Genomic DNA, 16,748 nt, shown 5'->3' on the forward strand with positions numbered 1-16,748 from the left:
ATCAGGCCGACCTGGTAAAAGCACGGCCTGCCTGACGGCAGGCCGTTACCGGCCCGCACACAAAAAATCTGACAGTCCCCGGCAGCCGCGAAAACGAGTGCCAGACGATAGATGTACAACTGACCCAGCGCATTCGCTGCCGTCGTAACCTGCGGCGTATCGAGGTCGCACGCACACAATTCCCCAGCACAATTTCCTATAGGAGCCCGGCGTGCCAGCGACATGTCTGTTGGCTCGGCACCGAGGCTGTCGAGCGCAAGCCAGAGCGGCTGAGCCTGCCTGCACCGACGGTTTCAACCAGCGTCAAAAACGACGGAACCTTTTATTTGCGATGATGTTAGCTTGACACCAAGCAGCCGGCAGGGTATTTCGTCGCATCCGCTCTCTCTCTAACCAAAAGCGCTTTGTATTTAACAAGTTAGGAACACTCCGGCACCGGCCGCCGTTCCTGACCTTATTTCTTGTGTCTGGCCTCGTCGCGTCTTCAATCCCAGCACCGGCAAGCAAAACCTCAGGAGCCAAATCTCATGGCAGTACTGCAGCAAACCACCGTGGACTCTCTCAAACGTTCCGAAGCCCAGCTCTCCGCACGCTGGCTCGCGGACCTGGAAGCCAGTGGTGCCACGCGCAATCTAAAAGCCGAAGACCTCAGCCAGCAGACCGGCGAGTTTCTGCGTCTGCTGACCTCCACCCTCGAGAAAGGTGGCTCGCAAAGCGTTACCGCCAGCGATTGGGAAGAAGTGCGGCAATTCCTTGAAAAGCTCTCGCACCAACGCGCGTTGGCGGGTCAGGACTCGCAGCAGACCGCCCATTTCATCTTCTCCCTAAAAGGCCCGCTGTTCAGCCTGCTGCAAGAAGAGCTGGCTGATCGCCCGGCCGTGCTCGCCGAGCAGCTGTGGGAGATCTCTCAGTTGCTGGACGGGCTGGGTATGCACACCATCCGCACCTATCAGAAGTCCCGCGAGTCGGTGATCAAGCGTCAGCAGGAAGAGCTGCTGGAACTGTCCACTCCGGTGGTCAAGCTGTGGGACGGCGTGCTGGCATTACCGATGATCGGCACCCTGGACTCCCAGCGCACTCAAGTGGTCATGGAGTCACTGCTGCAGCGCATCGTCGACACCGGTTCTGAAATCGCCATCATCGACATCACCGGCGTGCCGACCGTGGACACATTGGTAGCGCAGCATCTGCTCAAGACCGTCACCGCCATTCGCCTGATGGGTGCCGATTGCATCATCAGTGGCGTACGGCCGCAGATCGCCCAGACCATCGTGCACCTGGGGCTGGACCTGCAGGGCGTGGTCACCAAGGCCAATCTGGCCGACGCCCTGGCATTGGCCCTGCGTCGCCTGGGTCTGACCGTCGCCAAGGCGGTATAAGCCCATGGAGCGGATTCCGATTCTGCAGATGGGTGACTTTCTGCTCGTCACTATTCAGGTAGACATGCACGACCAGTTGGCGCTGACGCTGCAGGACGATCTGTCCGAGCGCATCAGCAAGACCTCGGCCCGTGGCGTGCTGATCGACATCTCGGCGCTGGACATGGTCGATTCCTTCATCGGCCGTATGATCGGCATGATTTCCGGGCTGTCGCGGATCATGGACGCCGAAACCGTGCTGGTGGGCATGCAGCCTGCCGTGGCGATCACCCTGGTGGAGCTGGGCATGACACTTCCGGGGGTGAGCACTGCGCTCAACGTCGAGCGTGGCATGGCGCTGTTGCGCGAGCGGGCCTATTCACAATGAACGTGTGCAGCAGCGGCACTCAGGGCATTCATATCGAGCAGGATGTAGTGCTGGCCCGGCAAATGGCGCGCAAGCTGGCCCAGGACCGCGGCATGCGCCTGATCGACCTGACCAAGCTGGTGACCGCAGTCAGCGAGCTGGCGCGCAACACCATGGTCTATGGCGGTGGCGGCGACATGGACTGGGAAATCATCGAAGACGGTGCACGCACCGGTCTGAAGCTGACCTTCCGTGATGAAGGCCCCGGTATTCCTGACCTGAAACTGGCCATGACCGACGGCTGGACTTCCGGCGGCGGGCTGGGACTGGGCCTGACCGGAGCCAAGCGTCTGGTCGATGATTTCGAGCTGGACACTGCGCCGGGCGCGGGCACCCGGGTGACGATCTACAAATGGACCTGAGACTGCACAGCAGCCTGACGCAAGTATTGGCCATTGAGGACACCAGTCAGGTCGGACATGCGCGGCGCGTCGCCCAGAAGCTCGCCGAGCAATTGGGCTTCGATGCCATCGACTCCGGCCGTGTGGCGTTGGTGGTTACGGAATTGGCCAGCAACATCCTCAAGCACGCCGGTAACGGGGAGTTGCACCTGCGTTCGTTAGCGGGATCCGTTGCGGGGCTTGAAGTCATTGCCATCGACCGCGGCCAGGGCTTTGACCTGAACGATTGCATGGCCGATGGCTTTTCCACCCGTGGCACCCAGGGCATCGGTCTGGGTTCGATCCTGCGTCAGGCACAGGTGTTCGACGTGTACACCGACAATCGCGGAACGGTACTGCTGACGCGCTTTCATCCGCGTTCGGCAGTGGTCAAGGACTTGCGCCTGGGGGTGACCCAGCACTCGTTGCACAACGACCCGGCCTGCGGCGATGCCTGGGAAGTGGCAATCGCAGGGCAGCAAGTGAGCCTGCTGATGATCGATGGCCTGGGCCACGGTCCTGATGCCAAAGAAGCCGCGCAGGCGGGCGCCGTGGCGTTCAACCGTGATCCCTTCGGCGATTCAGGCTTGTTGCTCGACGACATTCACCGCGAGATGCACGGCACTCGCGGTGGCGCTGTGGCCATCGCGCAATTCGATGCGGCGCAGGATCACTTGCGCTTCATCGGCATCGGCAATATCGGCGCGACGCTGATCGGCGAGGGCAAATCCCGGGGCCTGGCGTCGCACCCCGGTATCGTCGGGCTGCAATACCGCAGGATCCCGGCCGCAGGCTACCCTCAGTGCGTCGGGCAGCTTTTGATCCTTTACAGCGACGGCCTGCAATCGCGTTGGAATCTTCGCGACTATCCGGGTCTGATGTATCGACACCCGGCCATTATCGCGGCCGTGCTGCATCGCGATTATTGTCGGGGCAGGGATGACGTAACGGTATTGGTGACTGCTCTGGAGACGTTCGATGACTGACAACCCCGCCCACGTCGCCCTTGAGGAGTCAGCAGAGCTGCGGCAATTGCGTGACCAGGCCGACGCCCTGCGCGCCGAACTGGATGAGACCAATCAGGGCGTGCTGGCGCTGTATGCTGAACTCGATACTCAGGCCCAGCAATTGCGCCAGGCGTCTGACCTGAAAAGCCGTTTCCTTTCCTACATGAGTCACGAGTTCCGCACGCCGCTGGGTTCGATCCTCAGCATTGCCAGCCTGCTCAGTGACGAACTCGACGGTCCGCTCAGCCCCGAACAGCACAAGCAGGTGGCATTTGTCAGCACAGCCGCTCGTGAACTGAGCGACATGGTCGATGACCTGCTGGATCTGGCCAAGATCGAGGCAGGGCGCATCAGCATTTCGCCGGCCTGGTTCGACATGTTCGACCTGTTCTCGGCCTTGCGCGGCATGTTCCGGCCGATTGTCGATACCTCGGCGGTGGACCTGATCTTCGAAGAGCCCGTCGGTTTGCCGAGGCTGTACACCGACGACAAGAAACTCGCGCAGATCCTGCGTAACTTCATCTCCAATTCGCTGAAATTCACGCAGCGTGGCGAAGTCCGCGTATCGGCCAGCCTCGCGGGCGAGCGCGAAGTGCGCTTCGCCGTGACCGACACGGGCATCGGCATCCCGCCGCAGTTGCACGGCGCGTTGTTCGAGGATTTCACTCAAGTTGACTCACCCCTGCAGAAACGTCTGCGCGGTACGGGCCTGGGACTGTCGCTGTGCAAACGTTTCGCCGAGTTGCTGGGCGGCCGCGTCGGGCTGGAAAGTCGGCCGGGCGTCGGGTCGACCTTTTATGTGGTGATTCCGCTGGCGCTGGCGCAGGAGCACGGCGATGAAAGCTGATACGCGGCTGCTGATCGTCGATGACAACCAGGCAACCCGCTACGCCTTGCGTCGGCGTATGGAGCGTCAGGGATTCATCGTGCTGGAAGCCGGTACCGGCACCGAAGGCCTGGCGCTGATAGCCGCACAGATCCCCGATGCACTGATCCTCGACGTCAACCTGCCGGACATGAGTGGCTTCGATATCGTGCGGCAGTTGCGCAGCGAACCGCGCACCGCGTTGCTGCCGGTGGTGCACGTGTCGGCGGCGTCGATCCAGACCGGCGATATCGTCACAGGCCTTGAGGCCGGTGCCGATGCTTATCTGGTTCATCCAGTGGACCCAGACGTGCTGTTGGCGACCCTGCGCACGCTGCTGCGGGTGCGCGATACCGAGTTTGCGCTGCGCGACAGTGAAGACCGTTTCCGCGAGATTTTCGCCAACGTTTCGGCACCGATCGCGGTCATGGACAGCGAGCTGAAAGTCCATGAATGCAACCACGCCTTTTCCCGGCTGATCGCCCAGGGCTCGGGCGAAAATGCGGTGTTGCAATGCTTCAGCGACGATCAGGCGCCTGCCATTGCCGGCCTGCGTGAAGCGCTGGTAGCGGGCGAGCGCTGGAAGGGCATCCTGGGCATGCTGGTCCAGGGCGATCTGCGCGAGACCGAATGGCAAGTGTCGCCTTATCGGGTCGATGGCCTGAGTCTGGTGTTCGTCGAAGACGTCACTGAGCATCGACGTCGCGAGCAGTCGCATCTTCAGCAGCTCGATACCGTCAACACGCAACTGGCCCACGAAGTGGCCGAGCGTGCCAGGACCGAAGCGCAGCTGTTGCAGGCGCAGAAGATGGATGCGATCGGTAAGCTGACCGGTGGCATTGCGCACGACTTCAACAACCTGCTGACGGGCATCGTCACCGGCCTTGAGCTTATCAAGAAGCGCACCGAGGACGGCCGCCTCGAGAAAGTCCTGGTCTATGCCGATGCGGCACTGGCATCGGCGAAAAGCGCCGCCACGCTGACCCACCGCCTGTTGGCCTTCGCCCGCCAGCAGCCCCTGGACACGCGTCCTGCGGACGTCAATCAATACGTGCTCTCCCTCGAGAATCTGCTTAGCCGAACCATCGGCAAACGCATCGGGCTCACCCTCGAATTGACCTCGCGCAGCGCCGTGGCGATGGTCGACGCCGGACAGCTGGAAAGCGCGGTGCTCAATCTGGTGATCAATGCCCGGGATGCATTGCCTCAGGGCGGCAATATCTGGATCAGCACCTACGAAGCCTATTCCCAGGGCAATTCGCGCCTGGCCGATGGGCCGTACATCGCCCTGACCGTGCGCGATGACGGGGTGGGCATCGAACACCACCTGATCGACAAGGTGTTCGACCCGTTCTTTACGACCAAACCCATCGGCGAAGGCACCGGGCTGGGTTTGTCGACCGTCTATGGCTTCGCCCGGCAATCCGGCGGCGACGTGCACATTCGCAGCGTCGTGGGCCACGGCACGGAGGTGACCCTGATGCTGCCCGCCGCGCTGGAGCAGACTGTCGCGCCGCAACCGGTGCTGGAAACCACCGGCCTGGGCGCAGGCGAGCACGTGCTGATCGTCGAAGACACCGCCTCCGTGCGCATGTTCGTCAACGAAATTCTCACCGACGCCGGATATCGCTGCACCCAGGCCGCCGACGTAAGCACCGCACTGAGGCTGCTCGAGCATGATCCCTCGATCGATCTGTTGCTGACTGATGTGGGTATGCCGCAGATGAACGGCCGCGAACTGGCACAGCGGATGCGAGTGTGGCGACCTAGCGCGCCGGTGCTGTTCATGACCGGCTACGCGGAAAACGCCCTGAACCGCCAGAGTTTTCTGGGCAAGGGCATGGATATGATCACTAAAGCGTTCCAGCTCGCCGAGTTTCTCAACAAAGTGAGAGCGATGCTGGATGCATGACGATTACCCATTTGTGCAGTGATATCAGTGGGCAATCATCCACGGGCTCGCAAATTTTGTTACTGTTTACGCCAATTCAACTTAGTGCCAACCTTAGGGCACCCACCTTTGACGAAAGTCCGTGGGACGCGTCGGGGGTGAAGGAGATCCAGTTTTGACCCCCAGCGAGGACCCACTCCAAAGCGCAATCGACAACTGCGCTCGCGAGCCGATCCAGATTCCCGGCAGTATTCAGCCCCAGGGTTTCCTGCTGGTCATCGACGAGGCGACGATGACCATCGGCCAGGTCAGCGCCAACGTTTTCAGTTGGCTGGGCCTGCCGCCAGAAGCATTGATCGGTGCTGCATTGCTGTGTGTTGTCGACGATTGCCAGCGTTTGCTGGATCGTCTGGCAGTGCTGCCTGAAGATGACCCCAACCCGTTCCATGTCGGCGACGTGCGTTTTCTCGAGGGCACCCGCGCCGGCATGCCGATGGCGATGATGGTGCATCGACACGATCAGGTGCTGATTGCCGAATTCGAGCCGGCCAGCGACATGAGCTCGGCCTACGGCAACGTCTATCCGCTGATGCGCACCTTCATCAGCCAGATGGAAGAAACCGAGACCATCGAGGCGTTGAGTCAGCGTTCGGTCTCGGAGGTCAAGCGCATCACTGGTTTCGGGCGGGTCAAGGCCTATCGTTTCGACGCCGAAGGCAATGGCCTGGTCAACGCCGAGGTGGCCGATGAGGGCTATCCGAGCTATCTGGGGTTGAGCTTCCCGGCCAGCGATATTCCCGCGCAGGCCAGGGCCTTGTACCTGGCCAACCGCATTCGCGTCATCGAGGATGCCGACTACCAGCCTTCGCCGCTGGTGCCGCCCAACAACCCGATGACTGGCGCGCCGCTGGACTTGAGTTTCGCGACGCTGCGCAGCGTATCGCCGGTGCATTTGCAGTACATGCGCAACATGCAGACCCTGGCGTCGATGTCGATTTCCATCGTCGTGCGCGGTGAGTTGTGGGGGCTGATTTCCTGCCACCATGCGACCCCGCGGCCGGTGAGTTTCCAGACCCGGACCGCCTGCGAACTGCTGGGCAGCGTATTGTCCCTGCAGATCGAAACCAAGGAAGCCCAGGCCAGGACCCAGCGCATGCTCAGCCTGCGTCGGCAAATCGTGCAGATGCTCGCGTCAATGGCCGATCTGGACAACGTGATGGACGGCTTGCGGGCGATGCCTGAGGTGCTGTTGTCGTTCGTCGAGGCGTCGGGGGCGGCAGTGATCTCCGAATCGACGCTGGATGTCTACGGCCAGACGCCGGATCGCGAGCAGATTCAGGCGCTGACTCAATGGTTGAGTCAGCGCGACGCTCATGAGGTGTTTCAGTCGGACAATGTCGGCCGCGATATCCCTGAGTTGCCAGAACTGAGCCAATCGGTCAGCGGTGTTCTGGCGATGGCCATTTCCGAGCTGCATTCGAACTACATCATCTGGTTCCGCACCGAGCAGGCTCGCGTGGTCAACTGGGCCGGCAAACCGGAAAAAGTCGTCAGCGACAGCGGTTCACTTAGCCCGCGCCACAGTTTCGCGCTCTGGCAGCAAACCATGCGTGGTTTCTCCCGCCCCTGGGATGAGCTGGACACCGAAGGCGTGGTGGAATTGCGGACCGCAGTACTGGGCATCGTGCTGCGCAAGGCCGAGGAAATGGCTGCGCTGGCCGAGGAGTTGAAGAAGTCCAACAAGGAACTCGAAGCGTTCTCCTACAGCGTGTCCCACGACCTGCGCGCGCCGCTGCGCCACATCGCCGGCTACGCCGAGTTGCTGAGCGACATCGAAGGCAGCAAGCTCTCCGAGCGGGGTATGCGCTTTCTGGACAACATCTGTGAGTCGGCACGCTTCGCCGGTACGCTGGTGGACAACCTCTTGAGCTTCTCGCAAATGGGCCGCTCGGCCATGCGTTATTCGGAGGTCGACCTGAATGCCATGGTCGAGTCCATCCGCCGGGAAATGCTGCCGGACTACGAAGGCCGCGACTTGCAATGGCGCATCCCGGAGCCACTGCCAGTGGTGATCGCCGACGCCGCGTTCCTGCACCTGGCGATGCGCAATCTGCTGTCCAATGCCATCAAGTACAGCCGCACGCAACAGGCCGCCGTGATCGAGATCGGCAGTTACGAGGAAGAAGGCAAAGTCGTGGTGTATATCCGCGATAACGGCGTGGGCTTCGACATGCAGTACGCCAGCAAGCTGTTCGGCGTGTTCCAGCGCCTGCACCGGATGGAAGAATTCGAAGGCACCGGGATAGGGCTGGCCAGCGTACGCCGGATCATCGAACGCCAGGACGGTTCGGTGTGGGCGCATAGCGCGTTGGGGCAGGGAGCCACATTTTATTTTGCGCTGCCCAAGCGCAGTCTCACTGTAACCCTTTGAGTGTTCGAGGAGACGCCCAATGCTCAAGCCCATTCTTCTGGTGGAAGATAATCCCAACGATCTGGAGCTGACCCTCGTCGCTCTGGAGCGTAGCCAGTTGGCCAACGAAGTGATCGTATTGCGTGACGGCGCCGAGGCGCTGGACTATCTCTTCCGGCGAAACCATTATCATGACCGCGCGGCGGGTAACCCGACGGTGCTGTTACTTGACTTGAAACTGCCGAAAATCGATGGTCTGGAAGTGCTCAAGGCCATCCGCGACAACGATGATTTACGCAGCATTCCTGTGGTGATGCTGACCTCTTCTCGCGAGGAGCCGGATTTGCAACGCGCGTACGCGTTGGGAGTGAACGCTTACGTGGTCAAGCCGGTCGAATTCAAGGAGTTCGTCTCGGCAATCTCCGATCTGGGGATTTTCTGGGCCGTTCTCAACGAGCCGCCGCCAGGTTCATTGCGACTGACACGCCGTCCGGGCTCCTGAGCTGTCTGGACTCATGGCCTGATCTGTCCCGCGACATGCTGGCGGCGAAGGCCTTCGCGCAATAAATGACGACTATTCATGCCGCTATCGCTACTCAAGTTGCTTCTGGTTGAAGACAGTCCGCATGACGCTGAACTGACGCTGCTCGTGCTGGAGAACAGTGGGCTCAAAATCGACGCCACCCTGGTCTATAACCATCAGGACGTGGAGCGGGAGCTGCTGGCCCGGCGTTTCGACCTTATTCTCAGCGATTATCTCCTGCCCGGTTCGTCCGGCCCCGAGGTCCTCAACACGGCGTTGCGACTTGCCCCGCAAACGCCGTTCATTTTCCTTTCAGGTATTTTCGGTGAGCAGCACGCGGTCGAAATGATGCGCATGGGCGCCATCGACTACGTGCTCAAGCAAAACCTGAAAATGCTGCCCAAGGCTGTGGTTCGCGCCGTTTCCGAGGTTCGTGAGCGGGAGAAGCGTCAGTACGCCGAAGCGACCCTGCAAGACGCCGAGGTGCGCGCGCACCTGGCGATCGAGGCCGCGGAAATGGGTGTCTGGACCTACGATCCGCGCACCGAAACCCTGCTCTGGGACGAACGCTGCAAAACCCTTTACGGTTTGCCGGCCGACGCGCCGGTGAGCATGGCCTTCATGTTTTCCCGCTGCCACCCGGACGACCGCGATCTGCTGCAAAGCAAGGTCATGGCGGCGCTGGCGGCTGACACCGGATTCCAGATCGAACACCGGCTGCTGGTGGATGGCGACGCCGAGCGTTGGGTGTTCTCCAATGGCCGCTCGCTGTTCGAAGACGGCAAGTGCGTGCGCTTCACTGGAGTGATGCAAGACATCAGCGAGCGTAAACAGGCGACACAGGCGCTGCATCAACTCAACGAGATTCTCGGTGAGCGAGTGGTGCAGCGAACCCGGGAACGGGACCGCACGTGGGAGCTGTCACGGGAATTGCTCGGCGTGCTGCGCTTTGACATGACCCCGATTGCCCTCAACCCGGCCTGGGAAGCAACGCTTGGCTGGACCCGTGCGGATTTCGACGCACAGTCGCTGGGCGAGCTGATCCACCTTGATGACCTGGAAGCCACGCTGCGCGAGACCGCCAGCGTCGCCCAAGGCAACGTGACGACGCGTTTCGTCAACCGCATGCGCCACGCCGACGGAGGGTTCCGCTGGCTGTCCTGGACCATCGTGCCAGACGAGGGCCTGATGTACGCTGCCGTGCGCGACATCACCAGCGAGCGCGCGGTGGTCGATGAACTGGCGGCGACCAACAAGCGTTTGCGCGATCAGATCAAAGAACGCGAGCGGGTCGAAGCCGCCTTGCAGCAGATGCAAAGACTGGAGGTGGTCGGGCAGCTGACCGCCGGGGTTGCCCACGACTTCAACAATTTGCTGACGGTTATCCTGACCAGCGCTAACTTCCTGGCACGGGACCTGGAAAAAGGCGTGTTCACCAAATCACCCCAGCGCTTGCAGAATATTCGCTCGGCAGGCGAGCGCGGCGCCAAGTTGACCAGCCAGTTGCTGTCGTTCTCTCGACGTCAGCGGCTGGAGCCGGTGGCGCTCAATCTCAACGACACCATTGGCGGCATGCGCGAGCTGTTGGGACGGGCACTGGGCGGCAGCGTCTGGGTGGAAACGGAAATGGCTGATGATCTGTGGAGCGCGCTGGTGGATCCGACGCAGACCGAGATGATCATCCTCAACCTGGCGATCAACGCCCGCGATGCCATGGCCCAGGGTGGTCAGCTGCGTCTGAGCACCGGGAACGAGATCGTCTATCGCTTGCCGCAACGACCTGAAGACCCGGATCCCGGCGCTTACGTGGTGCTCTCGGTCAGTGACTCGGGCTGCGGCATGAGCGAGCAGGTTTTGGCCAAGGCATTCGAGCCGTTCTTCACCACCAAGGCGGTGGGCAAGGGCTCGGGACTGGGGCTGGCGCAAGTCTTCGGCTTCGCCAAACAGTCCGGCGGTGGGGTGAGTATCGACACCGCCGAAAACGCCGGAACCACGATTAAGGTGTTCCTGCCCAGTATCGCCCGGATCGCCAACCCGGTGATAAGCCTTTCGGACATGCCTGGCCATGCCAACCCGGACGATCTGCATCGCACTGTTCTGCTGGTGGACGACGACCCGGACGTGCGCTCGGTGACGGCGATGATGCTCAGTTCATTGGGCTATTCAGTGGTAGAAGCGGAGAACGGCGACGACGCGCTGAAGAAGATCGACACCGGCATCGACCTGGTCCTCACCGATTTCGCCATGCCCAACATGACCGGAGCCGAATTGGCGGAGATTGTCAGACGCGACCATCCGGAGTTGCCGATCATGTTCATCACCGGTTTTGCCGACATCGATATTCTCGATGTCGACCAGCAGTTGATCGTGCAGAAGCCCTACAAGGAAGAGGAACTGGCGCGCAAGCTGGCGAATGTATTGATGAAGGCGGGGGCGGGGGTCGCTTCGTAAGCGGTCTGCGCCGCTCCGTGCAACAGTCCGGCGTGCTGCCAGCGGCGGCATTGAAATCGCTGCCGCCGGCGGCCTTGCTACACGATGAGCCGTTGCGTCGTGCTCTGTTCAATCCTCTCGCGTCAGCACTTCCAACAGTTCGATTTCGAAAATCAGGTTTGAATGCGGCTTGATGCGGGTGCCCATGCTGCGTTCGCCATAGGCCAGGTGTGAGGGCACCAGCAGTTTGCGTTTGCCGCCAACCTTCATGCCCATCAGGCCCTGATCCCAACCCTTGATCACCCGACCGGTGCCAATCACGCATTGAAACGGCTTGCCGCGCTCCGAGGATGAATCGAACACCGTGCCGTCTTCCAGTGTGCCGGTGTATTGCGTGGTGATCAGCGCGCCCTTGACCGCCGCTTTGCCGGTGCCTTCCAGCAGCTCGATGATCTGTAGTTCGTCGTTCATGTCATGTCCGTAACGGGGTAAATAAGCTGGCGGCGATGCTAATGGCCCGCGTCGCCGCTGGCAATGCCTGCTGCGGGCATAAAAAAACGGCGCGTCCTGTGCGGGACGCGCCGTTTTTCGTTTAGCGGATCAAGCGCGCATCAAGCGATGACGTCGCTGCTCCACTCGCCATTGACCAAGCGTTTCAAGCCCAGCGGGTTGGCGTTTTGCAGCGCCGCGGGCAGCAGGCTGTCCGGGTAGTTCTGATAGCAGACCGGACGCAGGAAGCGGTCGATCGCCAAGGTGCCGACGGACGTGCCGCGAGCGTCTGAGGTCGCTGGATACGGACCGCCGTGGACCATGGCGTCGGACACTTCCACGCCAGTCGGGTAGCCGTTGACCAGAATACGACCGACCTTCTCTTCCAGCACCGGCACCAGCCATTGGTACTTCTGCAAATCGGCGGTTTCACCGATCAGCGTGGCCGTCAGTTGACCGCGCAAGGCCAGCAGGGCGGCTTTCAGTTCAGCGTCGTCGGCGACTTCGATCAGCAGCGTGGTCGGGCCGAAGACTTCTTCCTGCAGCAATTCGTCGCCATTGAGCAGCATGCTCACATCAGCCTTGAATAGTTGCGCCTGGGCCTGACGGCCTTCCTGCGGTTTGCCCGCCAGGTGGGTGACGCTTGGGTGGTCCAGCAGCTTCTGCACGCCCTTGCTGTAGCTGCGCAGGCCGCCCTCGTTGAGCATGGTCTGCGCCGCCTGTCCACCCATGTGGTCTTTGAGCTGCTCGGTGAACGCGGTCAGGGCAGGGGAACGAATACCGATCACCACGCCGGGGTTGGTGCAGAACTGGCCGGCGCCCATGACCACGGAGCCTGCCAGTTCGCCAGCGATGGTCGCGCCACGGGCGGCCAGTGCGCCTGGCAGCAGGACTACCGGGTTAATGCTCGACATCTCGGCGAACACCGGGATCGGTTGCGCACGTTCCGCCGCCAGCTTGCACAGGGCGTTACCGCCGTGCAGGGAACCGGTGAAGCCGACGCCTTGAATGGCCGGGTGCTTGACCAGCCCTTCGCCCACTCCGCTGCCGAAGATCATGTTGAACACGCCCTTGGGCATGCCGGTTTTCTCGGCGGCGCGGACGATCGCCTGGCCCACCAGATCGGCGGTCGCCATGTGGCCGCTGTGGGCCTTGACCACCACCGGGCAACCGGCGGCCAGTGCAGAGGCGGTGTCGCCCCCGGCTGTGGAGAATGCCAGCGGGAAGTTACTGGCGCCGAACACTGCGATAGGGCCTACCCCAATGCGGTACTGACGCAGGTCGACCCGTGGCAGTGGCTTGCGATCCGGCAGCGCCTGATCGATGCGCGCGCCGAGGAAGTCGCCGCGACGCAGCACTTTGGCGAACAGGCGCATCTGGCCGCTGGTGCGACCACGCTCACCTTGGATACGACCGGCAGGCAATGCAGTTTCCTGACAAACCAGCGCAACGAAGTCATCGCCCAGCGCGTCCAGTTCGTCGGCAATGGCGTCGAGGAACTCCGCGCGGCGAGCCGGGCTCAGCTGGCGGTATTGGAGGAAAGCTTCTTTGGCAGCCAGGGCCGCGGCGTCGATTTCGCCGTCGGTGGCTTGATGGAAGGTGTAGGGCAGGGCTTGGCCAGTGGTGGCATCCAGACTCTTGTGGCGCGCTTCACCGAGGCCGCTACGGGCGCCACCGATGAAGTTCTGGCCGAGAACATTAGGCATCTGCTTCTCCTGTTATTTTTGGGTCGAAACGATCAGGCGGTGCGCCTGACAGGGAATCCGTGAGGTTGCATGAAGCGTGAAGACGAAAAGGCCCGAAGGGTCATCGAAAGTTAACAGACATCATATAACTGCAATTTTATACCCGCAAGGTGTGCACATTCGGCACGCACCACGGGTCGGCGCCAAGCGCACGCCTTGTAGGCGCGGGCTTAGCCGCGCTGCGCAATGTATGACACCGCGAAGGTGACCGACAGTACACCATCGCGGGTAAGTTGCTCTACAGATTGCAAGCCGGAGTCAGGCGTTTGGCTCGTCGGTATTGATGTATGGCGGCACCTTGGCCAACGGCAGCCTGCGCGCCTGCTCGATGCTGATGCCGGGACGCTGCGGCAGCGGCTCCAGCTTCTGTGGCTGTCCGGTGGTCAACGCGCGTTCCACGGCAGCAACGATACGCACATCGCGCCAACCTTCATCGCCATCCGGCTCAGGCTCGCGATCCTGCAGGATGCAACCGGAAAAATACTGAGTCTCGCCGCCGAACTGGTCGACCACCGGATGACTGTGTTCGGTGGTCGTGCCGTCGATGGTCGCCCTGTACGCAATCGCCACGCCTTCACCAAAGCCAAAACACGGCGAGGCCTCGAATTCACCTTTGGTGCCGATCAACTGGAAGCGCTCGCTGGAAGGCAGGCTGTAGCTGACGGTAAAGGTCGCCAGCCGTTCTTCGGCGAAGCGCAGGGTTATGTTCACGGTGTCGAAGGTATTGATATCCCGCCCTGGCGTCTTGACCCCGACGGCGTGCACCTCCAGAGGTTCTGCACCGAACAGGCTGCGCACGGCATTGATCGGATACGGCCCCATATCGGCGACCGGACCGGCAGCAAAGCCGCTTTGCATGCGGTGGTTGGCAGGGTCGGTGGTCTGGGCGAACGTCGCAGTGAACAGGCGCGGCTCACCGATATCTCCGGACCTCACGCGGTTGACCATTTCCAAGGTACCGGGCTCGAAATGCAGGCGGTAGGCGACCATCAACTTGGCGCCCGAACGCTTCGCGGCTTCGGCGATGGCCAGGCAGTCCTCTTCGCTGGCAGCCATTGGCTTTTCCAGCAGAACGTGGATGCCGGCCTCCAAGGCCGGAACGGCGAATTCGCGGTGGCGGAAGTTGGGCGTTGCCAGGTAGATCGCGTCGATTTCGCCCGAGCCCAGCAGGGTGGGGAAATCGTCGTAGTGATAACTCTTGAGGTCGTAGAGGGCCGCAAGCTCGTCGGCTTTGACCGGATCCCCAGTGACCAGCGCAGTCATCACCGAGTTGTCGGTTTGCTCCAGTCCTGGCATGAAAGCGCCTTGGGAAATCCAGCCGCCTGCGACGACTGCGTAACGAACCTTGCCGTTTGAATCAGGCATGAGAGGGCCTCCATTGTCAGCGGACGGTGTGTCCGGTGCCTTTCTAGTCGGCAGGCTCGAGGTCTGGAAGTTCCATCGAATGCCGCTGGGTGGCTACCCGGCCAGCCGCGAGATTGCCTATTTGCGGGATACGTCTACGCGCATGAGCACAATCACTGTACGAGCTTGCTGGTGCATTCAGCGTATCAGGCGCCGATGTAAGCCGCGTTCTCCAGCAAGTCGGCATCTGCAGGTTTTGCGGTGTTTACCGTCAAGCGATCTGAATCAACAACGCGCGCAACCGATCCAGCGCAGGATCGATGTCAAGCGTCTCTATCGCGCCGAATCCCAGAATCAGCCCGTTACGGGGCTGCACGTTGTGGTAGAACCCGGTCAACGGGTACAACCCGATTTCAACCTTGCGCGCCAGTTCGACCAGCAACCCCAGGTTGATCGGCACTTTGAACATCACCGCCATATGAAAGCCTGCGGTGGACGGAATCGCTTCCATCCACGGCGAAAGATCCCCGGTAAAGCGCGCCAGGATCCGCTCGCGGCGCCCGGCGTAAATGCTGTGGCAGCGGCGGATGTGTTTGTTCAATAGACCTGCACTGATGAACTTGGTCAGCGCCCACTGCGGCAGCGTGCAGGTGTGCCAGTCCGTCAGCTGTTTGGCTTTGGTCACCGCTTCGAGGATGACCTTGGGCAGTACTGCGTAACCGAGTCGCAGTTCCGGCAGCAAGGTTTTTGAAAAGGTCCCGACGTACGCCACCACGCCAAACGGGTCCATGCTCTGCAGCGAGTCGGTTGGACGTCCTTCGTAGCGGAATTCGCTGTCGTAGTCGTCCTCGATGATGATCGCGCCGATCCTGCTGGCCTTCTCTAATAACGCCTGACGCCGCGCTACGCTCATGGGCATGCCCAGCGGCATTTGATGGGACGGCGTGACGTAGATCGCATGCGCGTTCTCGGGGATCTGCTCGACGATAATGCCTTCGCTGTCCACCGCCACTCCGACCACGTTCGCGCCCTGCGCGGCGAATAGTAGCCGCGCCGGGGTGTAGCCCGGATCTTCCATCGCCACGGTGCAGCCAGGCTCGATCAAGACCCGGGCAATCAGGTCCAGCGCCTGCTGCGCGCCGTTGCACACCACCACATCCTCGGCCGTACATTTGACCCCGCGGGCGAAGGCGATGTGACCGGCGATCGCGCTACGCAACGGCGCCAAGCCTTCCGGCTGGCTGTAAAAGCCTCGCGCCTGGGCCATCTGCCGCAGCGCGTATTGGGTACAGCGTCGCCAGTCGTCGTGGGGGAATTGGGTCTTGGCCGTGGCGCCACCGACGAAATCACAGCGCAGCGTGTCTTCCAGCGTCGGGTGGCGCAGGGGCAGGGTGATGTCCTGCCATTTTTTCACCGATTTCTGGCTGGCCAGCGCCGAGCTGATCCGAGTACGCGGGGTGTGGGCGCTTACGCTGTTGACGAAGGTGCCGCTGCCGATTTTGCCGATCAGATAGTTTTCGTAGGTCAGGCGGCTGTAGGTGTCGGAAATGGTCTTGCGTGACAGTCCCAATTGCGCCGCGAGCAGGCGGCTGGGGGGCAATTGCACGCCCGCGGCCAGACGCCCGGACTCGATATTGTCACGCAATTGGTCATACAGCTGATTCGCAAGGTCCTTACGGCCTTGAATGACAATGTGAAGTTCCACGCCAACGGCTCCCAAGCTCAGCGTTCACGATTTGGAATTCTACTCAGCGCTCGCGCAATCGGCATAGCTGCGCGAGGAAAAATGCGTCTGTTTGCCAGAGCGCTGCCGATCCGGGCGGGCGCTCTGTCTGCACCCATTGTGGCGGCGGACACACCGCGTTCGCCAGCAAGCCGG

Annotated in this window: 13 protein-coding genes; 9 read left to right on the top strand and 4 right to left on the bottom strand. The window is 61.6% G+C overall.

Annotation, left to right across the window (positions count from 1 at the left end; translation table 11 throughout):
• Positions 1-527 precede the first annotated feature (527 nt).
• The 9 genes from CE491_RS12035 (at position 528) to CE491_RS12075 (ending at position 11,312) form a co-directional block, all read left to right on the top strand.
• Entirely contained in the window at positions 528-1,379 is an 852-nt protein-coding gene (locus CE491_RS12035; protein WP_110948570.1) for an STAS domain-containing protein, read from the top strand.
• 4 nt (positions 1,380-1,383) lie between these two features.
• Complete coding sequence (locus tag CE491_RS12040; protein ID WP_110948571.1) at positions 1,384-1,746, top strand: STAS domain-containing protein; 363 nt, start codon at positions 1,384-1,386, stop codon at positions 1,744-1,746.
• Entirely contained in the window at positions 1,743-2,147 is a 405-nt protein-coding gene (locus CE491_RS12045) for an anti-sigma regulatory factor (protein WP_110948572.1), read from the top strand. Before CE491_RS12040 ends, CE491_RS12045 begins: the two co-directional genes overlap by 4 nt.
• Positions 2,138-3,151, top strand: a complete 1,014-nt coding sequence (locus tag CE491_RS12050; RefSeq protein WP_110948573.1) for an ATP-binding protein — start codon at positions 2,138-2,140, stop codon at positions 3,149-3,151. The genes CE491_RS12045 and CE491_RS12050 overlap by 10 nt, the downstream gene beginning before the upstream one ends.
• Positions 3,144-4,019, top strand: coding sequence for a sensor histidine kinase (locus tag CE491_RS12055; RefSeq protein ID WP_110948574.1), 876 nt, complete (start codon positions 3,144-3,146; stop codon positions 4,017-4,019). Before CE491_RS12050 ends, CE491_RS12055 begins: the two co-directional genes overlap by 8 nt.
• The gene (locus tag CE491_RS12060) at positions 4,009-5,949 is read left to right on the top strand and encodes a response regulator (RefSeq protein ID WP_110948575.1); all 1,941 of its coding nucleotides are present in this window, start codon (positions 4,009-4,011) and stop codon (positions 5,947-5,949) included. The genes CE491_RS12055 and CE491_RS12060 overlap by 11 nt, the downstream gene beginning before the upstream one ends.
• Before the next feature lie 154 nt (positions 5,950-6,103).
• The gene (locus CE491_RS12065; RefSeq protein WP_110948576.1) at positions 6,104-8,359 is read left to right on the top strand and encodes an ATP-binding protein; all 2,256 of its coding nucleotides are present in this window, start codon (positions 6,104-6,106) and stop codon (positions 8,357-8,359) included.
• Positions 8,360-8,378: 19 nt separating this feature from the next.
• Positions 8,379-8,840 carry a response regulator gene (locus CE491_RS12070; RefSeq protein ID WP_110948577.1) on the top strand — a complete coding sequence of 154 codons (462 nt, stop codon included), beginning with the start codon at positions 8,379-8,381 and terminating at the stop codon, positions 8,838-8,840.
• A 78-nt stretch (positions 8,841-8,918) separates the two neighbouring features.
• Entirely contained in the window at positions 8,919-11,312 is a 2,394-nt protein-coding gene (locus CE491_RS12075) for a hybrid sensor histidine kinase/response regulator (RefSeq protein WP_110948578.1), read from the top strand.
• Positions 11,313-11,420: 108 nt separating this feature from the next.
• On the opposite strand, the gene CE491_RS12080 is transcribed toward CE491_RS12075, so the two are convergent.
• The 4 genes from CE491_RS12080 to pdxR all read right to left on the bottom strand — a co-directional run bounded on the left by CE491_RS12080 (position 11,421) and on the right by pdxR (position 16,574).
• The gene (locus CE491_RS12080) at positions 11,421-11,762 is read right to left on the bottom strand and encodes an FKBP-type peptidyl-prolyl cis-trans isomerase (protein ID WP_110948579.1); all 342 of its coding nucleotides are present in this window, start codon (positions 11,760-11,762) and stop codon (positions 11,421-11,423) included.
• Between the two features lie 140 nt (positions 11,763-11,902).
• On the bottom strand, positions 11,903-13,486 hold the full coding sequence (locus tag CE491_RS12085; protein ID WP_110948580.1) for an aldehyde dehydrogenase (NADP(+)): 1,584 nt from the start codon (positions 13,484-13,486) through the stop codon (positions 11,903-11,905).
• A 297-nt stretch (positions 13,487-13,783) separates the two neighbouring features.
• Positions 13,784-14,890, bottom strand: a complete 1,107-nt coding sequence (locus tag CE491_RS12090) for a Gfo/Idh/MocA family protein (protein ID WP_110948581.1) — start codon at positions 14,888-14,890, stop codon at positions 13,784-13,786.
• Positions 14,891-15,140: 250 nt separating this feature from the next.
• Positions 15,141-16,574: a MocR-like pyridoxine biosynthesis transcription factor PdxR gene (gene pdxR / locus CE491_RS12095; protein WP_110948582.1), complete on the bottom strand. Its 1,434-nt coding sequence runs from the start codon at positions 16,572-16,574 to the stop codon at positions 15,141-15,143.
• Positions 16,575-16,748 lie beyond the last annotated feature (174 nt).

Origin of the sequence: Pseudomonas bohemica, assembly GCF_002934685.1 — a bacterium.
GTDB classification, from domain to species: Bacteria; Pseudomonadota; Gammaproteobacteria; order Pseudomonadales; family Pseudomonadaceae; genus Aquipseudomonas; species Aquipseudomonas bohemica.

Bases quoted from the DNA above. Each gene is read 5' to 3' on its own strand.
- CE491_RS12085 (WP_110948580.1), bottom strand. From the start codon at position 13,486: ATGCCTAATGTTCTCGGCCAGAACTTCATCGGTGGCGCCCGTAGCGGC.
- CE491_RS12090 (WP_110948581.1), bottom strand. From the start codon at position 14,890: ATGCCTGATTCAAACGGCAAGGTTCGTTACGCAGTCGTCGCAGGCGGC.
- CE491_RS12045 (WP_110948572.1), top strand. From the start codon at position 1,743: ATGAACGTGTGCAGCAGCGGCACTCAGGGCATTCATATCGAGCAGGAT.
- CE491_RS12080 (WP_110948579.1), bottom strand. From the start codon at position 11,762: ATGAACGACGAACTACAGATCATCGAGCTGCTGGAAGGCACCGGCAAA.
- CE491_RS12050 (WP_110948573.1), top strand. From the start codon at position 2,138: ATGGACCTGAGACTGCACAGCAGCCTGACGCAAGTATTGGCCATTGAG.
- CE491_RS12075 (WP_110948578.1), top strand. From the start codon at position 8,919: ATGCCGCTATCGCTACTCAAGTTGCTTCTGGTTGAAGACAGTCCGCAT.
- CE491_RS12060 (WP_110948575.1), top strand. From the start codon at position 4,009: ATGAAAGCTGATACGCGGCTGCTGATCGTCGATGACAACCAGGCAACC.
- CE491_RS12055 (WP_110948574.1), top strand. From the start codon at position 3,144: ATGACTGACAACCCCGCCCACGTCGCCCTTGAGGAGTCAGCAGAGCTG.
- CE491_RS12070 (WP_110948577.1), top strand. From the start codon at position 8,379: ATGCTCAAGCCCATTCTTCTGGTGGAAGATAATCCCAACGATCTGGAG.
- CE491_RS12035 (WP_110948570.1), top strand. From the start codon at position 528: ATGGCAGTACTGCAGCAAACCACCGTGGACTCTCTCAAACGTTCCGAA.
- CE491_RS12040 (WP_110948571.1), top strand. From the start codon at position 1,384: ATGGAGCGGATTCCGATTCTGCAGATGGGTGACTTTCTGCTCGTCACT.